The organism is Streptomyces kaniharaensis, assembly GCF_009569385.1.
Classification (GTDB): Bacteria; Actinomycetota; Actinomycetes; order Streptomycetales; family Streptomycetaceae; genus Kitasatospora; species Kitasatospora kaniharaensis.
On sequence record NZ_WBOF01000002.1, the window covers coordinates 503,507 to 522,720 of the forward strand.

Genomic DNA, 19,214 nt, shown 5'->3' on the forward strand with positions numbered 1-19,214 from the left:
GGTGTTCTGCCGACGGGTATGGCGAGGGCCCGGCTGTCGCGTCGGGTGGGCGCCGGGTTCCACGGCTCCGGAAAGTGGCGGGTGCTCGTCGGGACGGGGTGTTGTCGCTGGTCAGCCGGGGTTCGGCAGGGCTTGCAGGCGTGCGAAGGCGTCTGTGATCAGGTCGGTCCAGGGCCAGTGGCGGGCGAGGCGGAGGTGCCAGCGGCGGCCGGTGGTGACCAGCTGGGCGGCGGCGGAGAACAGCCGCAGCCGCAGGCGCTTGGGCTCCCACCGGCGAGCGGACCCGGTCAGGGCGAGCATCGGCATCCAGGCCAGTAGGTCGAGCGCGATCTGGACGATCTCCAGCCAGACCTGGTTCTGGGCGGCGTCGTGCAGGGGCAGGTTGCGCAGTCCGGTGTCACGGGCGGCGCGGATGCGGTCCTCGGCGCGGGCCCGCTGGCGGTGCCGCAGTTCCAGGTGCGCGATCGGGGCGTGGGCGGTGTTGGTGGCGAAGCAGGTCAGCCGCATTCCGTCGGCGTCGGTGAAGCGCAACTGGGCTCCGGGGTGCGGCCGTTCCTTGCGGACGATCAGCCGCATCCCCTTCGGCCAGCCCTTGAGCACGTCACCGGCGAGCTCCGCGACCCAGGCGCCGTCACGGACCTCGCCGTCCGGCTCGACGGCCGCCGTCCAGGTCGAGGCCGGGACCAGGAGCACGGCCTGGTGGATCGCATCGGTGATAGTCATCCCGACCGAGTAGGACAGCCATCGGCCGCGTGTGGTGAGCCAGTTGAGGAACTTGTGGGTGCCCCCGCCGGAGTCCGTCCGGATCAGCGTTCGGCGTCCGCGCCGGTGCTTCCTCGGCAACTGGGCCAGCGCCAGACGGGCCGCTTCGATGTGGTCGGCGGCGGTGTTGCTGCCCGCGTTGCCCGGTCTCAGCAGGCCGGCGACCGGTTCCCCGGAACCATCGCGTCCGTGGTCGACGAACGCGAACAGCGGGTGGTGGCCGAAGGTCTTCTTCCAGGTCTTGGCGGCGTGCTCTTTCTCGGAGTGCGCCAGGACCAGGACCCCGTCGATGTCCACGATCACCTCGCCGCCCGCGTCCGGGGCAGCGTTGCCGGCCAACCGCCAGACCTGCTCGCGGACTTCGGCCCTGGCCCGGCGGATCGCCGCGAGCGCTCGCGGTCCGGCCATGGCCAGGGTGTCGACCAGGCGGGAGACGGTCGGGTCGGAGGCCACCGGGCCGAACAGGGCGGGCTCGGCCCGCAGCATCGCGATATCGGCCAGGCAGTCCCCGCCCAGGGCCACGGCGAGCGCGACGTCCAGAAGGATCTTGCCGGGATCATGAACCGCCCGCTGCTTGCGCCACGGCGTCAGCGCCGCCGACAGCGCCGCGTCCAGCCCCGCCTTGCGGGCGGTCTCGACCAGCAGCACGGCGCCGGACTGCGAGACCACCCCGCGACCATCGCCCTCGACGCGGACACTCGGATACAACCCGCTACGCTTCTTCACCTGAGGAGTGCAGCTTTCTTGATGACGATCATGACCCTAGACAAGTCCAATCGTCCCAGGTCAGCGGCACTCCTCGTTCTTTTGATCACGCCTCGGACAGCGCTGCTCGTGAAAGCGCGAGGCTAGGCCTTGCGCCGGGCCCGGGCGGCGCGGCGGCGTATGGCACACAGTTCGTCCGCGCTGACGCCTCCCCAGACGCCGGTCTCCTGGCTGGTCTTCAGCGCCCGCAGCAGGCACTCGGGGCGCACCGGGCAGCGGTTGCACACCGCCTTGGCCTGCTCGATCTGCAGGAGGGCGGGCCCCCGGTTGCCGATGGGAAAGAACAGCTCGGGGTCCTGCTTGCACACCGCGCGGTCCAGCCAGTCGCGTCGCGGGGCGGTGTCGTCGCGGCGGGCGTACGGCCAGCGAGTCCCCCCTGCGCGTGATGCAGGCGATCCGGCAGGCCCGGGGCCCCGCCGGCGGGGCCGACCGGCAGCGCCTCGTCGAGAACTGGCGGATCCTCAGCCTCCCGCACCTGGGGCGCGAGGCGGCGCCCGCGGCCCGGGCCGCGGGCGCCTGGTACCTGGAACGCGTGGCCGACCTCGACCCGGTGACCGCGCCCCCGCCCGCCCGCCTCACCAACGCCCAGCGCACCCGCTGGTGCCGGGCCGCCGCCGCCCTGCAGCGCGACCTGCTGGTGCGGGCCCCGGCCCTGCACCAGGGCCGCATCGAGGAGTTCACCCGCCGCGCCGCAGCCGACGATCCGTTCCCGGAGACGACCGCCCCGGAGACGACCGAGCACGACGAGGCGGTGCGCCGGCGTATGGACGGTGCCCTTGCCGGTGCCCTGGAGCACCTGCCGCTGACCGGCGCGGTGCGGGAGGGGGAAACGATCTTGGCCGCTGACAGCCGCACGGCGGCACCTTCTACCCGATGTGTAAACAGCGTGGGCAGGAGAAGCGGAACAATCCTCTGGAGATCGAGATCTCCAGACATGCTCAAGAACGATCTTCCTGTCGAGCCGGACCGTTCCCGTTGGTTCCCGCTCTGGGGTGCCCCGGAGATGGAGGACTGAGGCGCACGGCGTCAGCCGCCGGCGGAACGATACGACTTCACGGCGGCGGCGAGGACCTCTTGGGTGTCCGTGGACGGTTTCTGGCTGGAGGAGTGCTGCACCACGAGGATCACGTCGCCCTGGCGGACGAAACCGGTGACCTTCTCGAAGGGTTTCGAGTGGCCGGGGAAGGTCGAGGTGAAGTGGATCAGGAGACTGTCGTCAGCCGGCACCCCGGCTGGCGTGACGGACGCGGTCTCCCGGATCTTCGTGCCGTCCGTGAGTGTGGTGGTGAAGGAGGCGCAGCGCTTCGCGGCACCGCGGATGGCGTCCATGACCTCGTTCGCTCGGCCGGGCGCGTAGCGGTCGAGCAGTTCCCGGCCGAACCAGCCGTCGCCCTCGCCGCCGGTCGGCGTCCGTTCCAGGTCCACCGCCACGTTCTCCAAGGGCGGGGCGTGCGTCGTCATGAAGGAGTCGACCTCGAGTTCGTCGCACCGAAGCGAGGCGATGGGGACGGGCGTGGCCGAAGCGGCGGTCGACCTCGGGTCGACCTCCACCTTGTTCAGCCGGAACCCCCGGGGAAGCCGCTCCTGGGTCAGCAGGCCCTCGCGCAGGTTCTTGGGCGCGGGTACCGGGGTGAAGGCCGCAGCGGCCTCTGGCCCGGCCTTCTGGTCGGCCGTGCAGGCCGGCACGCCGAGAACCGCCAGAACAATCCCCACCACCGCGCAGTGACGTGTGCGCACTGATCCCACCCCCAGGATTCGTGATCGCCACGTACTCTCCCACATAGGCCCTTCCGCGCTCTCACGTCCTCGGGCATACACGGGCACAAGAGCCGAACCAGGGCCGCACTCACCCGATGGCCGCCTCCCTCCGCCGGTGCACGAGGGGCAGTCGATGTAGGCCACCGGCCCGGCGTGGGATGCCAGGCAGTCCTCACAGATCTTCAGGCCCGCGGACGGCCGCGCCTCGCGTCGCGCCCAGCTGTCGCGCCCGGACCACACGCGGGGGTAAGCACTCGTCCGCCCAGGTCACAGCACGCGACAGCCCCCACGCGGCAGGGGCGCGACAGCAGACGCGACAGCCACCGGCAGACCACAAAAGCGGGAGCCGAGGCGATCTGACGACGTGCCCAGGACGGCCGGTGAGGCGCTGCTGTGCATGGTCAGTTGACTGCACTGACTCTGCCGGCTCGACTCAGCGAAGGCTGATCAGGGGCAACTGTCGCGTGCCCGACGGCGAAGGCGGCTACCGGCCTTCGCAGGCCCCGCCACTACCGCGTAAGCCCGAGGAGCCGGTGTGTCCGCGCCTTCGCGAACCATCGCGGCGAGGTGCAACGTCATCCTGGCGCCAGGCCCGTGCTGGCGCTGGGCGAGGGAGAGCAGGAAACATATGACGACACGTGAAGTGATCGGTTTCGTGCTGGCCGTGTTGGCGAGCCTGCTGTGTCTGTGGGGTGGTATGCGGGAGGCGCGGCTGCAAGCGCGGCTGCGCCAATACGGCGTACACACCGAGGGGGTGGTGGTGGACCAGCATCTGGCGCCGTCGGACGATTTTGATTTGACGCCCGTCATCGAGTTCACCGACCGGCAGGGCCGACCCGTCAGGTTCACGCCCGCGGCGACGGGGAAGCGGATGGGGATGGACCTTGGAACCCAGGTGCCGGTCGTCTATCTGCCCGAACACCCCGAGAATGGAAGGGTGTTCATGCGAAGGTACCTCCGACCTATGGTCATCAGCCTGCTTACCGGAAGCGTGCTCTTCCTCGGCGTCGCGGTTTGGATCTGGCTCACCCGCTGAGCTTGTTCTCCCTCCTCGTTCTCATTCCTGTTGCCTCACTCGCCAGCGGCCGGTCACCCCGGGGCGGGCAAACTCACCAGCGCCCCGGCACCCGTTCGAGCAGGTTCGGCTGCGTGCCGGGTCCAGATGGTTGGCCGGTGCCCGGAAGTGGCAGGGCCCAGGTGCTGCGCCCGGTGGTGGTGTGGAAGTCGACGACGCCGGCCGGGGTGGTGATCAGGAGCTTGTTGCCTCGGGCGGTGGTGAGGGCGCTGGGGGTCTGGGTGGGCGCCCAGACGCCGGGCGCTGGACGGCGCCAGCAGTCCGCACCCTGACCTTGCGCGACCAGGTGGCGCACTCCGCCGACACGGGCACGTACAGCGGGGCGTTCCGCGCCTCCGAGGTGCTGGCCGCGCGCAACGCGATCTGCCACGGCAAGTCCCACCTGCTGGCCGCACTGCTGAGGGCGCAGGGCGTGCCGGCCGGCCTGTGCTACCAGCGGCTGGAGTACGGCGAGGGCGGCTTCGCCCTGCACGCCCTCAACGCCGTGCACCTGGACGGCCGCTGGTCCCGCCTGGACGCCCGGGGCAACCGGGAGGGCGTGGACGCACAGTACGACCTGCAGACGGAACGCCTCGCCTGGCCCGTCCGCCCGGAACTCGGCGAGCGCGACTACCCCGGCATCTTCGCCACCCCGCCGGCCCCAGTGCTCCAGGCGCTCGCCCACGCGGTGCCCGGCCGGTCCGGCTACGGCTACGGCTACGGCTACGGCTACGGCTACGGCTACGGCTACCTGCCGAGCGAACTCCCCGGGACGAACACCGACGGCTGAAACGGGCGGCCGCCACACCGGGGCCGGGCCCCAGCCCCGGTCAGGCGTCGAGCACCTGCCCCGCGCGCTTGACGACCGGTTCCTCCGTCGACCAGGGGAACTCGATCCAGTCGTCGGTCTTCTTCCACACGTACTCGCACTTCACGAGGGAGTGCGACTTCTCGTAGATGACGGCGGACCGCACCTCGGCGACGTGACCGAGACAGAAGTCGTACACCAGCTTCAGCGTCTTGCCCGTGTCGGCGACGTCGTCGGCGATCAGGACCTTCTTGTCGGTGAAGTCGATCGCCGCCGGGACGGGCGCCAGCATGACGGGCATTTCGAGGGTGGTGCCCACGCCCGTGTAGAACTCGACGTTCACCAGGTGGATGTTCTTGCAGTCCAGCGCATACGCCAGAGCGCCCGCCACGAACACCCCGCCACGGGCGATGCTCAGGATGAGATCGGGCTCGAAGCCGTCGGCGGCGATCGTCTGCGCGAGCTCGCGCACCGCCCGCCCGAACGTCTGGTAATCCAGGGTCTCGCGCACATCAGTCACAGCGTTCAGTCTCCTCGTCGGCCGGCCGAGCGGCGAGCAGCGGCAACAGGGTAGCCCCCGCCCCGCCGCCCGCCGCGGCCGAGGTGCTAGAAAACCCCCGTGGACGTTCACCCCGAGCCCCCGACCCTGCGCGTCTTCGTGGCGCTGGCCCCGCCCGACGACGCCAAGGACGAACTGGCCCGAGCCCTGCAGCCCGCCTACGCCAAGTACCCGCAGCTGCGCTGGAACCGGATCGAGGACTGGCACATCACCCTGGCCTTCCTCGGCGAACTGCCCGCCACCGCAGTGCCGTTGCTGCGATCCGTACTCGCCGCCAGGGCCGCGTCCCACCCCGCCCTGCACCTGGCCCTGCGCGGCGGCGGCCACTTCGACGAGCGGCTGCTGTGGAGCGGCATCGACGGCGACCTCGACGGACTGCACCAGCTCGCCACCGACGTCCGCGACCTCGTCGCCTCCTGCGGGATCGAGTTCAACAACCGCCCGCTGCGCCCCCACCTGACCCTGGCACGCGCCCGCCGCGACGATCCCACCAGCGTCCCGCAGGCCGCGGCCGGACTCGCCGGGTTCGTGGGCCGCCCGTGGCCGGCCGAGCGCCTCCACCTGGTCGGCAGCAAATTCGGCCGCGGCCCCGGCCCGATCCGCTACCGCGACATCGAGGCGTGGCGGTTCGGCACCGCTGCGCCGTAGCCGGCCGGGGCGACGACGCTCACCGCAACGGGGCGAGGACGTCCTGGTGCACCCCGTCAAGGACGAAGCCGTTGTCCCACCGAACCCGGGCCGTCACCAGGTTCCCCCGTTCCCGGTGGGCGGCCTACTGCGGCTCCAGCACGGCGATCTCCGCCTCCAGCCGCTCGCGGCTCGCGGCTCGCCACCGGCATGGTGTGCCCGTAGTCCTCGAACAGCGCCTTGAGCCGCAGGTACTCGCGGACCTCGTGGCTCTCGGGAACCTCGCCGTCCACCCGCTCGACGGTGCCCTCGACCCCGTCTCCCAGCGAGAGGTACCCGACGACGGCCCCGGGCTTCCCGGCAACGGCCTCACCGATCGCGAGGTCCTCGGCCAGCCTGACGCGCAGGCCTTCCTCCAGGGTCATCCGTGCTCCGCCTCTCCATCCGATCGGTGCTGCCAGTGCCGACAGTGCCGCCGGAGCGGCCCGCCTGCGGCCCCGGCCATTATCCGCAGGTGGCAGGCCAGCCCCGCGGAGCACCCGGCACGACCGCGATCGTGAAATCGGACGCCTGTCACACTGTGCGGCATGACTGAGCCCGAACCCCATGCCCCGGCCCAGCTCTCCGAGGCACTGCACCGCAGGCTGGAGCGGATCGAGCGGCTCCTGGAGCCGGCGGAGCCCGAGGAGCCACAGCGTCCGGCGTGGCGTTCGGTCACGCTGGGTGAGCAGCGCTGGGCGGTCTCGGTCGCCATCCTCACCGCCGTAGGCCTGCAGCTGGCCCTGCCGACCCGGCTGACCATCCATCCGCACTGGATGCTGCCCACCCTGGAACTGGCGCTGCTGGTGGCCCTGGCGGTCATCAACCCACACAAGCGTGTCGACCAGACGTCGCGGCTGCTGCGCTCGATGAGCCTGGCCCTGGTGGCGGTGATCAGCCTGGCCAACGGCTGGTCGGCGGTGAAGCTGGTGCGCGACCTGATCCACACGTCCGCCTCGCCGGGTGCGCTGGCGCTGCTCGGCACCGGCGGCGCGGTCTGGGCGACCAACATCCTCGCCTTCTCGCTGTGGTATTGGGAGTGGGACCGGGGCGGCCCGGCGGCCCGTGCCCAGGGGGTGAGGTCGTACCCGGACTTCCTCTTCCCGCAGATGCAGCAGGAGGGCATCGCGGAGCCGGGCTGGGAGCCGTCCTACCCGGACTACCTGTACGTGGCGTTCACCAACGCCTGCGCGTTCAGTCCGACGGACACCATGCCGCTGTCGGTCTGGGCGAAGCTGCTGATGATGACGCAGTCGGCGGTGTCGCTGATCACGGTGGTGCTCGTGGTGGCGAGGGCGGTCGGCATCCTGCAGTGAGGGCCCCGGAGGACCCGGGCGCCCGCGTACGCCGCCGGGACGCCGCTGGTCAGTGACGTGACGATGTTTTTGGCCGCTTCGATCCGCTCGGGCGGCAGTTCGGTCGAGGCGGTCGTGTCGAGTGCGAGCGCGGCCAGCCGCTCGCCGGCGGCGAAGGTCTGCAGCAGGCGCTGCTTGCGGTGGAGCAGGAGGATCTCACCGGCCGGGGTGCACTCCAGCAGCTCGAAGTTCTTCAGGGCTATGTAGGGCTTGACCGCAGTGGACATGCGCGAGCGCAGCTGGCCGTCGGCTGTCCAGGCGAACAACCCGTAACGGTTGAGGTGGTAGGCGCGGCCGGGTGCGGATCGGCGACGACGGTGAAGTCGAGGCCGGTGAACGGGCTGTCGTCGTGGCGGTGCAGGCCCTCCAGGCGGCCGCGCAGGGTGCCCTGGTCGTCGAGGAGGGCGAAGCTGAACTCCTGGCCTCGGCTGCCCGACCGGAACGTCCGGCCGAAGACCGGGACGACGAAGAGGTCGTCGCCCAGGGCCGAGGGGCCGGGCCATCGTGCAGTCCTCGTAGCCGTAGAAGGTGCCGGAGGTGCCGGTGAAGGCCGTCAGGAGATCGGTCAGCGTGGGCGAGGGCCGGTTGTCCCGCCACACCGGCGCTCCGCCGAAGACGACGTGGGGGTGCCGGTCGGCATCGGTCTGACGGTCGGTGTTCGCGTGGAGGCTCGCGATGGCCCGCAGGGTGGGCTTGGCGCCGGGCGCGAGCGTGGTGCCGGGCTCGGAGACGGCGACGATGTTGGTGGTCGCGCCGGCTCACCCGAGCCCGTACTCCGCGGTCGTGCAGAGCAGCCGGCCGGAGGGCATGACGGCGATCGAGGCGGCGAAGGGATGGCCCGCCCTGGCCTTCTCCTCCTCGAAGCCCCAGGGCATCGGCCAGGTGGCCAGGAGCCGGCTCAGGTCGGCCGAGAACAGATGGGTGCCGCCCGGCCGCAGAGCGAGGGCGATCGTCCCGTCGGGGAGGACGGCCAGGGTGTCACCGCTCCCGTCGGGGATGACCGCCGACGGGGTTCCGTCCGGCCGGGGACCACCGAACACGGCGGTGGCGACCGGCGTCCCGTCCGGGGCGTAGCGGGTGATGAAGCGAAGTTCAGCTGGCAGAGTGCGGGATCGGCCGGATGGCTCGTGCCGCCCCAGGGGCGCCACACGGTGGAGACCAAGTAGGTGTCGCCACCGGGCGTGGCCACCGCGTGCTTCGGGACCCACCCGCCAGTGGTCGAGTCGAGACGGTGGGCCTGGCCAGCGACGCCGGCAGGATTATGGGGAGGGTGAGTGGCCGGGTCATGCTGGAGATTCTGCCCGCGCCCACCGACAGCACGGAGGGCGCGGGGGGAGGAAGTGCCGTGACGGCGCCGGGGCGGCGCGGGCGCGCCTTCCTTGTCCGTGACGGGCGCGCCGGCCACGGGGGTGGAACGGCGGCGGCTCCCGTGGGGTACCGGGAGCTGGTCCGCGCGAAACCGCCTTGTTCACCGCCCTGGGCGTCTGAAACAAGCAGGCCGCGTGATCGTCTGACGAGTTCTATGTGACGGTTCGATCTGGCCGGGTTTCAGATCCGGCCAGGAGCCAGCGACCTGCCGGTCGACGATCGGCATGGGAGTACCGTAGCCCCGTCCTGTCGGAGCGGATCGGGGGAGGCGCGTCATGCCCAACAGTCGGATCATCGCATCGGCACTGAACGGCGACGCGGAGGAGCTGAGACGCGTCGTCGGGCCGGGCAGTCTCATGTGCATCGCGCCCGAACTGTCGAGCGTGTTCGTGGTCCGGACCGCCGCCGACGGAGAGCAGACGGCAACAGTCGCCCTTCCCGGCAGCACCATGTTCGTCCAGCTACCCAGGTCGTTCCAGGTGCGCCACATCGGCCACGACAGCGAACGCTTCACCCTGACCAGCACCGACGGGCGGTCCGTTGCCGGCACGCCACGGCAGTTCACCGCCTGCTACAAGGTGATCGTCGAGAAGCACAACCCCTGGTACGAGGAGCACGTCGAGGAAGCCTTTCTGGCGACGAGCCTGCTCCCCGACGGCCTGCTGCCGCCGCACATCCGCCACGTGGACACCGACCCGGTGCTGGGCGAGCCCCGGGTGGAGGGCCGGATCGCCGAGACCTCGGTGACGACCCCGGGGCGGCGGCTGGAGATGTGGTTCGACTGCGCAGGACCGGAGAAGATCGCCGAACTGCTGCCCCACGCACGCCGACTTGTGGCCGAGTTCGAACACATCCGCCGCGACGGCACGGAGTTCATCTGGACCACCTTCGCGGAGGGTGACGAGACCGAGGAGGAGAAGGCTCGCTTCCCCGAGGTCATGACGCCGAACACGCTGGTCGTCTACCGCTCGGGAGACTTCGAAGTCCACTTCGGTGAGCCCGAGAGTCGCTACTTCATGGACGGCTACTGGCCAGCCGTCCAGTACCGCGCCGACATGACGCCCGTCCACGTCACGGTGGAGGCCTGACCACATCGACCCTCAGCAGTGACTGGCGCGGTGGCCGACCAGGCCACACTCACAAGATCGTGTTACGAGCTCTTACTGAAAGACGACTTGACGTCATCCCAATCCATGGCACGGTTTGGCCCTTCGCTCGTCCGACGCGACGATGCTCCCACAGACCGCCGACACCATCCCTAGGCCGACTTCCGGGCAGCAGGCCCTAGGGTCGTCCGGCCGGCGCATCGCCGTCAGCTCAGCGCGGGTTGCCCGCAGGTCTCGGGTCCACGACACGTCCGCGGCGGGCGCATGTACCAGGTTGCTAACCTGCGCGGATGGGACTGGACATCATCGTGGTCATGGCCGACTGGACCCGGCTGGCCCGGATACCGGCGCACGAGCGCCTGGACGTGCTGGACGACACCGCGTTCCCCGTCCCCTGGAGCGATGCGGATCCAAACGCCCTCGCCGTCGCCGCGCCCGACGGCTGGGTATGGCCGCCGGAGCCGGCGTGGTGCGCCCGCTACCAGTTCCACGGGACCACCGGCTCCCACAGCTTTCACTGGCGCCTGGCCGCCGCCTGGGCGGACATCAGGCAATCGGCGGCCCCCGACCTACAGGCGGCCCTCGACCACTTCCTCGGCGCCCTCGTCCCCGAGGCCCCGGACGACGGCCCCGCACCGGCCGCCAGCTTCCCCGACGACCCCTCACCCTGGCGCCCGGACGTGCTCCTGCTCTGCGCCCCGGACGAGATCCCCGGCCTCGCCCGCGCCTGGGCGACGGCCGCACCGCGGCTGGAGGAACTCCGGGTCCCCTTCGACGCCGAGTGCGCCGGGTGGGCGGGCCGGCCCGCCAGCTTCGACGCCGCCGCCGCACTCCTGCGCGAGTGGGGCGAGGTGGTCGCCGGGGCCGAGTCCCGCGGCTGGGGCCTCATCGGCCTCCGGTAACGAACAGCTGGTTCACGGCTCTGCCTGCCGGATGCGCAGCGGCGCCGGTGACGGCCCGGCGTACCACGTTGGCTACGGTGGGACGATGAGTTCCGGTCTGAGTGTGTACTGGGTCGATCCCACCGAGATGCGAGCCCTCGTGGGCTCCGGCAACGAGCCCCTGCTCCAGGCGGTGCGCTACAGCTGCGAGCCCCATCTGGCCGCGGACGACGACTACTTTTCCCGGCAGATCTCGGAAGGTGCCCCCACCTCGCTCGCGGCACTTGAGGCGGTGATGCGCGGCGGCCCGTTCAGCACGGACCCGCACCACGCCTTCCAGTACGGATACGCCTACCGGCGGCTCTGCGAGCGCCTCGGGGAAACCCTCGACAACTCCGAATTCATGCCCTTCCGTGGCGGCTGGCTGGAGACCGTGGACGAGGGACTGCGCGCCGTCGGCGTCACCGCGGTCTCGGTAGCGGAGTTCGGGGGCCACGGCGGCATGCCGAGCGTGATCCCGACCCACGACCTCCCGCGATCCGGGGAATGGTCGCACGAGCGGTGCCTGGCCGCGCTGGAGGAGTACGAGAAGGGCCAGGGCGCCGACCAGGCCCTCGCCCCCGAGATCGTCGCCGCCATCGCGATCGTGGTCGGATGGCTGCGGGACGCGGCTTCGCGTGCCGGGTTCGGGGTGGTCGGATTCGTGGCGTAGCGCCGCCGAGTCCCGGATCTGGCGGGCCCGTTCGGCGGCACCCCGGCCAGCTGAACGCCGCTGGCCGTCACCGACGGGCCGTCAGCCTGCCTTCGGCCTGGCGGAGCAGCGGCCCCCGCTGACCGAGCGCGGTGATCGCCACGGCGACGGTGAACAGGGCGAACGCGGCCAGCGCCGCCGTGAGACCGTAGCGCACGGCGATCCGGTTGGTCTCCGAGGGCGAAGACGTCGGCGGCGGGGGTCACCAGATCGCCGAGGGCGTGCTCGGGCGACATGCACTGCGGCCTACCGATCATGCCGCCGCTGACGGTGAGCTGGGTGTGCCCGCCGTCGGTACGGGCGTCGCGGCTGAGCCGGAGGGGTGATGCGTGCAGGAACCATTTGCGGCCGGAGTCGTTCGGCAGTGGTAATCCGCTCCCGCCGATTCGAAGGGATGATCTGCACGTGATTGTGAAGGCCTCCGCCGCCACAGCCGCTCTCGTCCTCCTCGCCGTGGGGCTGGCCCCGCCAGCCGCCGCGGCGCAGCGCTCCTCGGATGCCTGCACCCATAACTTCTTCGGCACCGGCACCACGCGCCCGGACGTGTGCATCGAGATCCACGGGCAGGGCACCTGGGCCGATCGGGTCGTCGCTCGCTGGGTCAACGGAAGCGGCCAGCTCGACCGCTGGGGTGTGCTGCACGAAGGCAACGGCAAGTCCATCCACGGCGATGTCCGGGCCCACGACTCCGGCAGGGACTTGGTGGCCGAGTGGCGCAACATTCGCCTGGAGAAGGGGAAGGCGTGCGTCTCGTTCACCGGGCTCGAGAGCTGGGCCTGCCAGGAGGTCAAGCCGTAGCCGCCCTGCGAGCAAGGGGTGGGCCCCGCCTGGTGCTTGGCGGTACAGCGCTCCTCATCCCCCCTGTCGGCCAGGTCGTCTGGCAGCATACGGCTGGATCCGAGTTACACGATCGAAAGTGAGAACGATGAACCGCACTGAACTGGTCGCAGCTCTCGCCAACCGCGCCGAGGTCACCAAGAACGACGCCGAAGCGGTCCTCTCGGCATTCGCCGAGATCGCCGGTGAGACCGTCAGGAAGGGCGAGGAGAAGCTCACGATCCCGGGTTTCCTGACCCTGGAGCGCACGCACCGTGCGGCGCGAGCTGCCCGCAACCCGCAGACCGGAGAGCCGATCTCGATCCCGGCCGGCTACAGCGTCAAGGCGACGGCCGGCTCCAAGCTCAAGGAAGCTGCGAAGTAGCAGCAGGTCCGGCGATGGCCGTGCGGCGTCGTGGGCCGCACGGCCACCGCGGTCGCTGGTGTCGCGGACGGGCCAGTCCGGGCGGGCCGAGCTGACACTGCCGCAGCTTCCCGGACTCCCATGGCAATGGAGCCCACGCTGCTTGGCGGGAAGCGACCAGCCGAAGACCCGGGCGGGCACGCCACGGGGAGGCCAAGCAGCTATGGCGTCTGGCTGTCCGCAGGGCGCCAGGGCCGGCGTTCAGCAGACAGCCGGACGATCTGGAGTCCGAACATCCCCGTGACCGCGCCGCAGGGCGGCCACACCCACTGTGTGACCGGCACCTCCAACTCGGCGAGATGGCCGTGCAGGTACGCGAAGAAGGCGCCGGCCGTCAGCGCGGCGAAGAGCAGGCGCACGCCCCAGGTGGCGAAGGCGTTGGTCCCGATCCGGGCGGCGGCGGCCAGGTTTCCGCTGACCGCCACCACCGGCAGCAGCCACCAGAACATGTTGTCCGCGTCGTAGCGCTGGGCCACGAACCAGGACGTCGTCGCCGCGTAGTACAGGTACGGGCCCGAGACGAGCACCCCAACGAGGGCGAGGCCGGCCCACTCGAACCACTCTTCGCCACGCGCCGCGATCCTGCTATCACTGTTCGTCATGGCGGTCAGGATGTCAGCCGTTGGGACCGCGCACGGGAAAGCCGCAAAAGATCTCGGAATTCGGCGTGGGGTGCCCGGCCGCAGGCCACTTAGAGGCTCCGCCAGTAGGGCATCGATGAGATCCGGCTGCTGACCACACCTAGTCCCAATGCCGGTGATTTGGGTCTTCTGGTCTCGTTGGTTGGTGTGGCGAGGGTGGGGCAGGTCAGGTCGTTTGCGGATGCGCGGTTGTCGGACCGGATCGCGATCGGGGTGTAGGGGGCGTTTCCGCCAGGTTGGGTTGATGAGGTGGTCGCCGAGAGCGGGCAGGCCGAGCAACGCAGTCGGCTGCTGCCGGCGCGGTCGGTCGTGTGCTTCGTGCTGGCGATGTACCTGTTCTTCGGGCAGGGCTATGAGGAGGTCGCACGGCTGCTGGGCGAGGAAATCGGGGCTGGGCGGCGGTCGTAGCGGTGCCGACGACCGCCGCGATCGGCCAAGCCCGTCGCAGGTTGGGTCCAGAGCCCTTGCGGGTGCTCTTCGCGCGGGTGCGCCGGTGTTCAGCGTCGGCCCAGCACCTCGGCGAGGCGGCTCACCCCGTCCTTGCCGTGGCCGAGGGCGATGGTCCGGCGGACCAGACCCTCGGCTGCGCGCATTACCCCGGACTCGATGCCGTGCGACTCGGCGGTGTGCACGACGTGGGCCATGGTGGAGACGCCCGAGGTGAGCGGGTTGATCGCGCCCGAATAGCTGCCGCTATCAAAGTCCTCGGCGAACTCCGCGAACAGCGGGGGCAGGATCGCACCGATCCCCTGGGCGAACGGCGCAAGCTCCCGCCCGCTGATCCCCTCTGCCTTGGCTAGCGCCAGCGCGTGCACGTATCCGGCCATCGCCGTCCAAAAGATGTCCAGCAGCGCGATGTCGAAGCCGGCCGCCCGGCCGATCTCCTCGCCAAGGTGGGTGTGGGTACCGCCGAGCACCGCCAGCACCGGCGCGTGCCGCTCGTAGAGGTCGACCGGCCCGCTGTGGATGAAGACCGCCTCCGGCGTGCCGATGCTCGGGGCCGGCGTCATGATGGCGCCGTCGAGGTACTCGACGCCGTGCTCCGCCGCCCAAGCGGCCGTGGACCGGGCACGGTCCGGCGAGTCGGCGGTCAGGTTGACCACCGCCCGGCCCTTGAGCGCGGCCTCGACTTCCTTACGGTGCAGCACGGCGTCCGAGGCGTCGTAGTTCACCACGCAGATGACGATCAGCTCGCTCGCCGCCACGGCCTCCTCTGCCGTGGTCGCGCTCACCACACCCCGGGCGACCAGCGCGGCGTCCCGGCCTGGGGTACGGTTCCAGACCGTGGTACGGACGCCGGCGTCCACGAAGGCACCGGCCAGGGCGCGTCCCATCGGCCCGAGGCCGAGTACGGTGACGGTGGGCTGGGTGTGGTTGGTGGGCATACTTCATCTCCTGTAGACATGGTGGTGGACAACGACGACCCAGAGGGCAGGAGATGACGCGTAGTCAGGCCGTGAACCCGAACGTGTGCGGGGTGACCGCCGCGATCGCCGTGATCGACGGCAAGTGGAAGACGTCCCTGCTCTGGCTACTGGAGGCCAGCCCGCAGCGTCCCGCCGAACTCCGCCGACGACTGCCCGGCCTCAGTGAGAAGGTCCTCACCCAGGCCCTGCGCGAGATGGAGTCCGACGGCCTGGTGCACCGCGAGGTTCACGACGTCCTTCCGCTGAAGACGGTCTACTCCCTGACCGACTTCGGCCGCCGCCTCTCTGACGCCCTCGGCCCGGTCTCCGACCTGGGCCACGAGCGCCTCGACCGCATGACGGCCGAGCAGGCCGGACAGGTCGAGCCGTCTGCCTCCTGACCTGCTGTCATCTCCCTTCTTTTTCCTGGGCACCAGTCTCGTCGCACCGCACGTCGCTGCCCAGTACGCACAAAAAGGTGGCTACTGGGCAAGGACGCGATGATCACCAGGCGACGGGCCGAGCCGCCGACATGATGGCTATCCGGCCGGACAGGCAACGGGCCAATACCCCCTGGGCCGGCAGCCCTCCCACGGTTGAGTGCGATCTCGTACAACACCGACCGACAAGGAGCAGTCTGTGGGAGACCCGGAGGTCGCGGTCTTGCCTTAGGTCACCGGCATTGCCCCTTGTCCCGAAGAGGCAATTGCCTGAGGTGGGCTTCACACTGCTGGGGTCAGCCGGATAGTGTGCGTTCGCTGATGCAGTCTTCAAGCTGAAAAAAGAAGAACTCGTTGGAGCCGCGTTGCCAGGGGCTGGCCGGGTCGCAGAAGTAGACCGGGATGTCGGTGGCCAGGGTGAATGAGCCGTGCGCGGCCATCTCGGCGCCCTGGTCCCAGGTCAGCGAGCGCACCAGGTGTGTCGGCAGGGTCTGCACGGTTTCCACGAGGGGGTCGCGGACGTGCTCGGCGGTGCGGCCGTCCGGCAGGTGCAGGAGCATGACGTAGCGGGTGGCGCGCTCGACGAGCGTGCCGATGGCGGAGGTGCCGTCCTTGCCGATGATCAGGTCGCCCTCCCAGTGCCCTGGGACTGCCCGGTCCTCGACCTCCGCAGGCCGTTCGCTGATCATGACCATCGGATGGGCGAACCTGGGCCTGCGCGTGGCGGCCTGGCGGTGGGGGACGCGTCGGGCGCGGCCGGTGCGCAAGGCGCCGGCCAGCTCGCGGCGCAGCTCGCCACGTCCTTGGACGTACAGGGCCCGGCCGGTTCTCCTGGCGCGACATGAACTTCCGACCCGACCGGTCCTCCCCCGCCGTCGTGACCTCCGCGTCCATCACATCGAGCGGCAGCATGACCGCGCGCACCGGGTGGACGTCACGTCGCCGAGGTGCCCGGCCGCGCGGCGAGGCCAGAGCACTCACAGGCACGACGCCTGGCGTACCGCCACCACCAGCGTCCTCGCAGCAGTGCGCTGCTTGTCACCCGAGCGGTGGGAGGCGACGACGACGTCCGCAATGGCCAACCGGCGGCGACTATGAAAATCGCTGTCCGATCACCGGAGCACGGTGATAGACATCCGGCGTGGAAAAGAATCTCGAGTTCCCTGACCTGCTGCGACTGATCGATGAACGGTCGACCGCCTTCCGCGCCGCGGTCGCCGCCGCGCCCAGTCTCGACGCACAGGTGCCGACCTGCCCCGGGTGGACGCTGTTCGATCTGGTGAAGCACCTGGGTGGGGGAGACCGTTTCTGGGCCGCCATCGTCGGCGCGGGACCTGCCGACGCTCCCCCGGCCGACGCCACCGCTGCGCGTGCCGCTCTGGAAGTGCCGCGGGAGCGTGAGGCCCTGCTGGCCTGGCTGGCCGCGTCGACGCAGCTTCTGCTCGGCGCCCTGCGCGAGGCAGGCCCGGAGAGCGGTTGCTGGACGTGGTGGCCTGCGTCGCAGTCACCGCAAACCTCCGGCGGTGTCGCCCGGCACCGGGCCCAGGAGACCGCGGTGCACACGTACGACGCCCAGCTCGCCGGGGGCGCTGCGCAGCCGCTGCCGGCCGAGGTGGCACTCGACGGTGTGGAGGAGTTCCTGTTCACCGTCTGCGGAACGCCGAGTGCCTGGCCGCACAAGCCCACGGCCTTCGACTTCCACACCGCCGAGGGCCGCTCCTGGCGCCTCACGGTCGACGGCGACGGCGCACGCTCCACCCGCATCCCCGCGCCCACCGCCGCGACCGGCGAGGACTCGAACGCAGCCGGCGTCTCCGTCCATGGCACAGCCAGTGAGTTGGTCCTCTACTTGTACGACCGCATCCAGGCCGAGTCCTTGCGCGTGGACGGGGACGCAGGGCTGCTCGACCTGCTCCGCGCCTGGGAGCCGGAGGAGAAGTAGGACGTAGCGGCGGCGGCTGGCCGCGCCTCGAGCCGGTAGGACACAACTCTTCGCCGGGTTCGTCAGTCGCGGCACCGGGCTCAAACCCGCGAGGCGGCCTCCTTGCGTCAACAAGCCGACCGTCTACCTGGTCAGAGCTCGAACTCACGACCTCCGCACGATCAGAGTCGAGTACATCGACAGCCGGGCAACCGCCGACCGGCTCGCTCTCCGTATCCAGCGAGCCGGCGGTTCTGCGTCGCGCCCCTGGCCGCGCTCCTGGTCCCCACGAACCCGCCAGATGATCATTTGTCAGGTAGGCCATAAGTAGCTGCTCTCATCCCCAACCCGCTCAGCGGCGACCTCCGCTCTCGCCATCGGTGTACCCACCGCCTGTTCCAGCATGGGGAATACAAGTGAGCATGCCTGGCCAGCACCTGAGCGGCGGGTGGGAAATTCGAAGAGCCTCATCACGTGGTGGTGGACGGCGCCGGGGTGACCGTCATCGACCGGTGCGGCACCCAGACCCGGGCGTGGGCGATGCTGTCGGGCTTCGTGGAGACGAAGCACCTGTTCGTGGTGCTCAACCGCAGCGGCTCCTGCCTGCTCATCCTGGCCAACTGCGGGACGGCGGACCCCGACGCGCTGCGCGCCCGGCACGCGGCCCCGGTCGGCCGTCCGGCGCCCGCGGGCCCGGCCCTGGAGGTCCGGGCCTGATGGAACCCGGGCCCGGGCCCAAGGCCTGAGGCTCAGGCTCGGAACCTCGGCGCTGAGGGCTTCAGTTCTGGAACGGCCCCTCGTCCACGAAGGTCCGCAGCAGCCCGGCGAAGACCTCGGCGTCGGCGGCCGGCCAGGAGGCGAGGGAGTCCTCGATGCGGGCCGCCAGGCGGTCCCGGGTGGCCCGCACCGCGTCGTACCCGGAGCCGGTGAGGACGAGCAGGGTGGCGCGCCGGTCGGCGGGGTCGGCCTCGCGGCGCAGCAGGCCGGCCTCCTCCAGCCGGTCGGCGCGGCGGGTCACGGTGGTGCGGTCCAGTCCGATCTCGCGGCCGAGGTCGGCGGCGCTGCACGGGCCGGTGCGGGCCAGGCCGCTCAGGACGGGGTAGGTGAGCTCGTCGACGGCTTCCCCCAGGCCGTCGGTCAGCTGGGCATGGAGCCCGGTGCGGGTGCTGCGCCGCAGCAGCAGTCCCAGGGCCTCGGCGATCTGGTGTCCGGTCGGATTCGTCACCCCGCAGATTAGCGTGCGCCGAGCACGCTTTTCATGTAGCGCGAGATGCGTGCTTGAGGCACGCACTGCTACTGACGGGCCACTCCCTGATGTGCCGTCAACTAAGTACGTTGAACGTGAGGAGAAAGCTCAATGCGCCATCGCATACCCACCATCACCCTGACCGTCGCCCTGGCCGGCGGCGCCCTGCTCGCGGCCGCCCCCGCCCAGGCCGCCCCAGCCCAGCAGGGCGTGGCCACGGTCGTGGCCGACAACCCCACCGACCACCGCGCGGACATCGCCAGGATGCGCCAGCAGCTCGCGGAGCTGCGCGACAAGGCTGTGATGCTGGACCAGCTCGGAGACCACAAGGGCGCCCAGGACGCCCGCTACCTGGCCGCCCTGCTGCAGCGCATGATCGACACCCTCATCGCCTCGGACCAGCACGGCTGATCCGGCAGGGGCTCCGGTAGAACTCCGCAGGGAAAGCCCGCCCGCCGGCCCGGCGCCGGCGGGCGGGCGCCATCTA

Annotated in this window: 26 protein-coding genes and 1 pseudogene; 15 read left to right on the top strand and 12 right to left on the bottom strand. The window is 70.7% G+C overall.

Annotation, left to right across the window (positions count from 1 at the left end; all coding sequences use genetic code 11):
* Positions 1–111: 111 nt before the first annotated feature.
* Positions 112–1,488 carry an IS1380 family transposase gene (locus F7Q99_RS29870; RefSeq protein WP_326846949.1) on the bottom strand — a complete coding sequence of 459 codons (1,377 nt, stop codon included), beginning with the start codon at positions 1,486–1,488 and terminating at the stop codon, positions 112–114.
* A gap of 122 nt (positions 1,489–1,610) precedes the next feature.
* Positions 1,611–1,847 (bottom strand): WhiB family transcriptional regulator, encoded by a 237-nt coding sequence (locus F7Q99_RS29875; protein WP_153467022.1) that lies wholly within the window; start codon positions 1,845–1,847, stop codon positions 1,611–1,613.
* A gap of 65 nt (positions 1,848–1,912) precedes the next feature.
* On the opposite strand from F7Q99_RS29875, the gene F7Q99_RS40570 reads away from it, so the two are divergent.
* The gene (locus tag F7Q99_RS40570; protein ID WP_195911308.1) at positions 1,913–2,542 is read left to right on the top strand and encodes a hypothetical protein; all 630 of its coding nucleotides are present in this window, start codon (positions 1,913–1,915) and stop codon (positions 2,540–2,542) included.
* Positions 2,543–2,553: 11 nt separating this feature from the next.
* Here F7Q99_RS40570 and F7Q99_RS29880 read toward each other — a convergent pair whose 3' ends face one another.
* Positions 2,554–3,264, bottom strand: a complete 711-nt coding sequence (locus F7Q99_RS29880; RefSeq protein ID WP_153467023.1) for a hypothetical protein — start codon at positions 3,262–3,264, stop codon at positions 2,554–2,556.
* 649 nt (positions 3,265–3,913) lie between these two features.
* Here F7Q99_RS29880 and F7Q99_RS29885 point away from each other — a divergent pair.
* Positions 3,914–4,321, top strand: a complete 408-nt coding sequence (locus F7Q99_RS29885) for a DUF3592 domain-containing protein (RefSeq protein ID WP_153467025.1) — start codon at positions 3,914–3,916, stop codon at positions 4,319–4,321.
* Between the two features lie 73 nt (positions 4,322–4,394).
* Here F7Q99_RS29885 and F7Q99_RS41795 read toward each other — a convergent pair whose 3' ends face one another.
* On the bottom strand, positions 4,395–4,655 hold the full coding sequence (locus F7Q99_RS41795; protein WP_230210993.1) for a hypothetical protein: 261 nt from the start codon (positions 4,653–4,655) through the stop codon (positions 4,395–4,397).
* Between F7Q99_RS41795 and F7Q99_RS41800 the strand changes: the two genes are divergently transcribed.
* A complete protein-coding gene (locus tag F7Q99_RS41800; protein WP_230210994.1) occupies positions 4,635–5,129 on the top strand; it encodes a transglutaminase-like domain-containing protein in 495 nt (164 codons plus the stop codon). The two genes, F7Q99_RS41795 and F7Q99_RS41800, sit on opposite strands and share 21 nt — an antisense overlap.
* 40 nt (positions 5,130–5,169) lie before the next feature.
* Here the strand turns inward: F7Q99_RS41800 and F7Q99_RS29895 are convergent, their stop codons facing one another.
* Complete coding sequence (locus F7Q99_RS29895; protein ID WP_326847328.1) at positions 5,170–5,667, bottom strand: phosphoribosyltransferase; 498 nt, start codon at positions 5,665–5,667, stop codon at positions 5,170–5,172.
* Between the two features lie 99 nt (positions 5,668–5,766).
* Between F7Q99_RS29895 and thpR the strand changes: the two genes are divergently transcribed.
* Positions 5,767–6,354 (top strand): RNA 2',3'-cyclic phosphodiesterase, encoded by a 588-nt coding sequence (gene thpR / locus F7Q99_RS29900; protein WP_326847329.1) that lies wholly within the window; start codon positions 5,767–5,769, stop codon positions 6,352–6,354.
* Between the two features lie 56 nt (positions 6,355–6,410).
* Here the strand turns inward: thpR and F7Q99_RS29905 are convergent, their stop codons facing one another.
* Positions 6,411–6,758, bottom strand: a complete 348-nt coding sequence (locus F7Q99_RS29905; protein ID WP_230210995.1) for a hypothetical protein — start codon at positions 6,756–6,758, stop codon at positions 6,411–6,413.
* A 162-nt stretch (positions 6,759–6,920) separates the two neighbouring features.
* Between F7Q99_RS29905 and F7Q99_RS29910 the strand changes: the two genes are divergently transcribed.
* Positions 6,921–7,688, top strand: coding sequence for a hypothetical protein (locus tag F7Q99_RS29910; protein WP_153467029.1), 768 nt, complete (start codon positions 6,921–6,923; stop codon positions 7,686–7,688).
* A gap of 797 nt (positions 7,689–8,485) precedes the next feature.
* Here F7Q99_RS29910 and F7Q99_RS29915 read toward each other — a convergent pair.
* The gene (locus F7Q99_RS29915) at positions 8,486–8,875 is read right to left on the bottom strand and encodes a hypothetical protein (RefSeq protein WP_153467031.1); all 390 of its coding nucleotides are present in this window, start codon (positions 8,873–8,875) and stop codon (positions 8,486–8,488) included.
* Between the two features lie 495 nt (positions 8,876–9,370).
* On the opposite strand from F7Q99_RS29915, the gene F7Q99_RS29920 reads away from it, so the two are divergent.
* The 3 genes from F7Q99_RS29920 to F7Q99_RS29930 all read left to right on the top strand — a co-directional run bounded on the left by F7Q99_RS29920 (position 9,371) and on the right by F7Q99_RS29930 (position 11,794).
* Complete coding sequence (locus F7Q99_RS29920) at positions 9,371–10,183, top strand: hypothetical protein (RefSeq protein ID WP_153467033.1); 813 nt, start codon at positions 9,371–9,373, stop codon at positions 10,181–10,183.
* A 308-nt stretch (positions 10,184–10,491) separates the two neighbouring features.
* Positions 10,492–11,103 carry a hypothetical protein gene (locus F7Q99_RS29925; protein WP_153467035.1) on the top strand — a complete coding sequence of 204 codons (612 nt, stop codon included), beginning with the start codon at positions 10,492–10,494 and terminating at the stop codon, positions 11,101–11,103.
* An 85-nt stretch (positions 11,104–11,188) separates the two neighbouring features.
* On the top strand, positions 11,189–11,794 hold the full coding sequence (locus tag F7Q99_RS29930) for a DUF7691 family protein (RefSeq protein WP_153467037.1): 606 nt from the start codon (positions 11,189–11,191) through the stop codon (positions 11,792–11,794).
* 67 nt (positions 11,795–11,861) lie between these two features.
* Here the strand turns inward: F7Q99_RS29930 and F7Q99_RS42780 are convergent, their stop codons facing one another.
* Complete coding sequence (locus tag F7Q99_RS42780; RefSeq protein ID WP_268267662.1) at positions 11,862–11,990, bottom strand: hypothetical protein; 129 nt, start codon at positions 11,988–11,990, stop codon at positions 11,862–11,864.
* A gap of 248 nt (positions 11,991–12,238) precedes the next feature.
* Between F7Q99_RS42780 and F7Q99_RS29935 the strand changes: the two genes are divergently transcribed.
* Entirely contained in the window at positions 12,239–12,631 is a 393-nt protein-coding gene (locus tag F7Q99_RS29935; protein ID WP_153467040.1) for a hypothetical protein, read from the top strand.
* Positions 12,632–12,758: 127 nt separating this feature from the next.
* On the top strand, positions 12,759–13,034 hold the full coding sequence (locus tag F7Q99_RS29940) for an HU family DNA-binding protein (RefSeq protein WP_153467042.1): 276 nt from the start codon (positions 12,759–12,761) through the stop codon (positions 13,032–13,034).
* Between the two features lie 200 nt (positions 13,035–13,234).
* On the opposite strand, the gene F7Q99_RS29945 is transcribed toward F7Q99_RS29940, so the two are convergent.
* Positions 13,235–13,675 (bottom strand): hypothetical protein, encoded by a 441-nt coding sequence (locus F7Q99_RS29945; RefSeq protein ID WP_153467045.1) that lies wholly within the window; start codon positions 13,673–13,675, stop codon positions 13,235–13,237.
* 288 nt (positions 13,676–13,963) lie between these two features.
* Here F7Q99_RS29945 and F7Q99_RS29950 point away from each other — a divergent pair, with 288 nt between their 5' ends.
* Positions 13,964–14,122: a transposase domain-containing protein gene (locus tag F7Q99_RS29950; protein WP_153467048.1), complete on the top strand. Its 159-nt coding sequence runs from the start codon at positions 13,964–13,966 to the stop codon at positions 14,120–14,122.
* A gap of 89 nt (positions 14,123–14,211) precedes the next feature.
* On the opposite strand, the gene F7Q99_RS29960 is transcribed toward F7Q99_RS29950, so the two are convergent.
* On the bottom strand, positions 14,212–15,099 hold the full coding sequence (locus F7Q99_RS29960; RefSeq protein WP_153467051.1) for an NAD(P)-dependent oxidoreductase: 888 nt from the start codon (positions 15,097–15,099) through the stop codon (positions 14,212–14,214).
* A 53-nt stretch (positions 15,100–15,152) separates the two neighbouring features.
* Here F7Q99_RS29960 and F7Q99_RS29965 point away from each other — a divergent pair, with 53 nt between their 5' ends.
* Positions 15,153–15,521 carry a winged helix-turn-helix transcriptional regulator gene (locus F7Q99_RS29965; protein ID WP_153467053.1) on the top strand — a complete coding sequence of 123 codons (369 nt, stop codon included), beginning with the start codon at positions 15,153–15,155 and terminating at the stop codon, positions 15,519–15,521.
* 389 nt (positions 15,522–15,910) lie between these two features.
* Here F7Q99_RS29965 and F7Q99_RS29970 read toward each other — a convergent pair.
* Positions 15,911–16,381: pseudogene (locus F7Q99_RS29970) on the bottom strand (IS30 family transposase); the annotation flags it as partial.
* A gap of 320 nt (positions 16,382–16,701) precedes the next feature.
* Here F7Q99_RS29970 and F7Q99_RS29975 point away from each other — a divergent pair.
* Positions 16,702–17,502 carry a maleylpyruvate isomerase family mycothiol-dependent enzyme gene (locus tag F7Q99_RS29975; protein ID WP_326847330.1) on the top strand — a complete coding sequence of 267 codons (801 nt, stop codon included), beginning with the start codon at positions 16,702–16,704 and terminating at the stop codon, positions 17,500–17,502.
* 453 nt (positions 17,503–17,955) lie between these two features.
* A complete protein-coding gene (locus F7Q99_RS29980) occupies positions 17,956–18,198 on the top strand; it encodes a YcxB family protein (protein WP_153467056.1) in 243 nt (80 codons plus the stop codon).
* A 61-nt stretch (positions 18,199–18,259) separates the two neighbouring features.
* On the opposite strand, the gene F7Q99_RS29985 is transcribed toward F7Q99_RS29980, so the two are convergent.
* Positions 18,260–18,706: a MarR family winged helix-turn-helix transcriptional regulator gene (locus tag F7Q99_RS29985; protein WP_326847331.1), complete on the bottom strand. Its 447-nt coding sequence runs from the start codon at positions 18,704–18,706 to the stop codon at positions 18,260–18,262.
* 132 nt (positions 18,707–18,838) lie between these two features.
* Between F7Q99_RS29985 and F7Q99_RS29990 the strand changes: the two genes are divergently transcribed.
* Positions 18,839–19,138, top strand: a complete 300-nt coding sequence (locus F7Q99_RS29990) for a hypothetical protein (RefSeq protein ID WP_153467059.1) — start codon at positions 18,839–18,841, stop codon at positions 19,136–19,138.
* Positions 19,139–19,214 lie beyond the last annotated feature (76 nt).

Coding starts and splice junctions, on each gene's coding strand:
- F7Q99_RS40570 (WP_195911308.1), top strand. CDS start 1,913: ATGCAGGCGATCCGGCAGGCCCGGGGCCCCGCCGGCGGGGCCGACCGG.
- F7Q99_RS29885 (WP_153467025.1), top strand. CDS start 3,914: ATGACGACACGTGAAGTGATCGGTTTCGTGCTGGCCGTGTTGGCGAGC.
- F7Q99_RS29905 (WP_230210995.1), bottom strand. CDS start 6,758: ATGACCCTGGAGGAAGGCCTGCGCGTCAGGCTGGCCGAGGACCTCGCG.
- F7Q99_RS29910 (WP_153467029.1), top strand. CDS start 6,921: ATGACTGAGCCCGAACCCCATGCCCCGGCCCAGCTCTCCGAGGCACTG.
- F7Q99_RS29920 (WP_153467033.1), top strand. CDS start 9,371: ATGCCCAACAGTCGGATCATCGCATCGGCACTGAACGGCGACGCGGAG.
- F7Q99_RS29925 (WP_153467035.1), top strand. CDS start 10,492: ATGGGACTGGACATCATCGTGGTCATGGCCGACTGGACCCGGCTGGCC.
- F7Q99_RS29930 (WP_153467037.1), top strand. CDS start 11,189: ATGAGTTCCGGTCTGAGTGTGTACTGGGTCGATCCCACCGAGATGCGA.
- F7Q99_RS29940 (WP_153467042.1), top strand. CDS start 12,759: ATGAACCGCACTGAACTGGTCGCAGCTCTCGCCAACCGCGCCGAGGTC.
- F7Q99_RS29945 (WP_153467045.1), bottom strand. CDS start 13,675: ATGACGAACAGTGATAGCAGGATCGCGGCGCGTGGCGAAGAGTGGTTC.
- F7Q99_RS29960 (WP_153467051.1), bottom strand. CDS start 15,099: ATGCCCACCAACCACACCCAGCCCACCGTCACCGTACTCGGCCTCGGG.
- F7Q99_RS29965 (WP_153467053.1), top strand. CDS start 15,153: ATGACGCGTAGTCAGGCCGTGAACCCGAACGTGTGCGGGGTGACCGCC.
- F7Q99_RS29990 (WP_153467059.1), top strand. CDS start 18,839: ATGCGCCATCGCATACCCACCATCACCCTGACCGTCGCCCTGGCCGGC.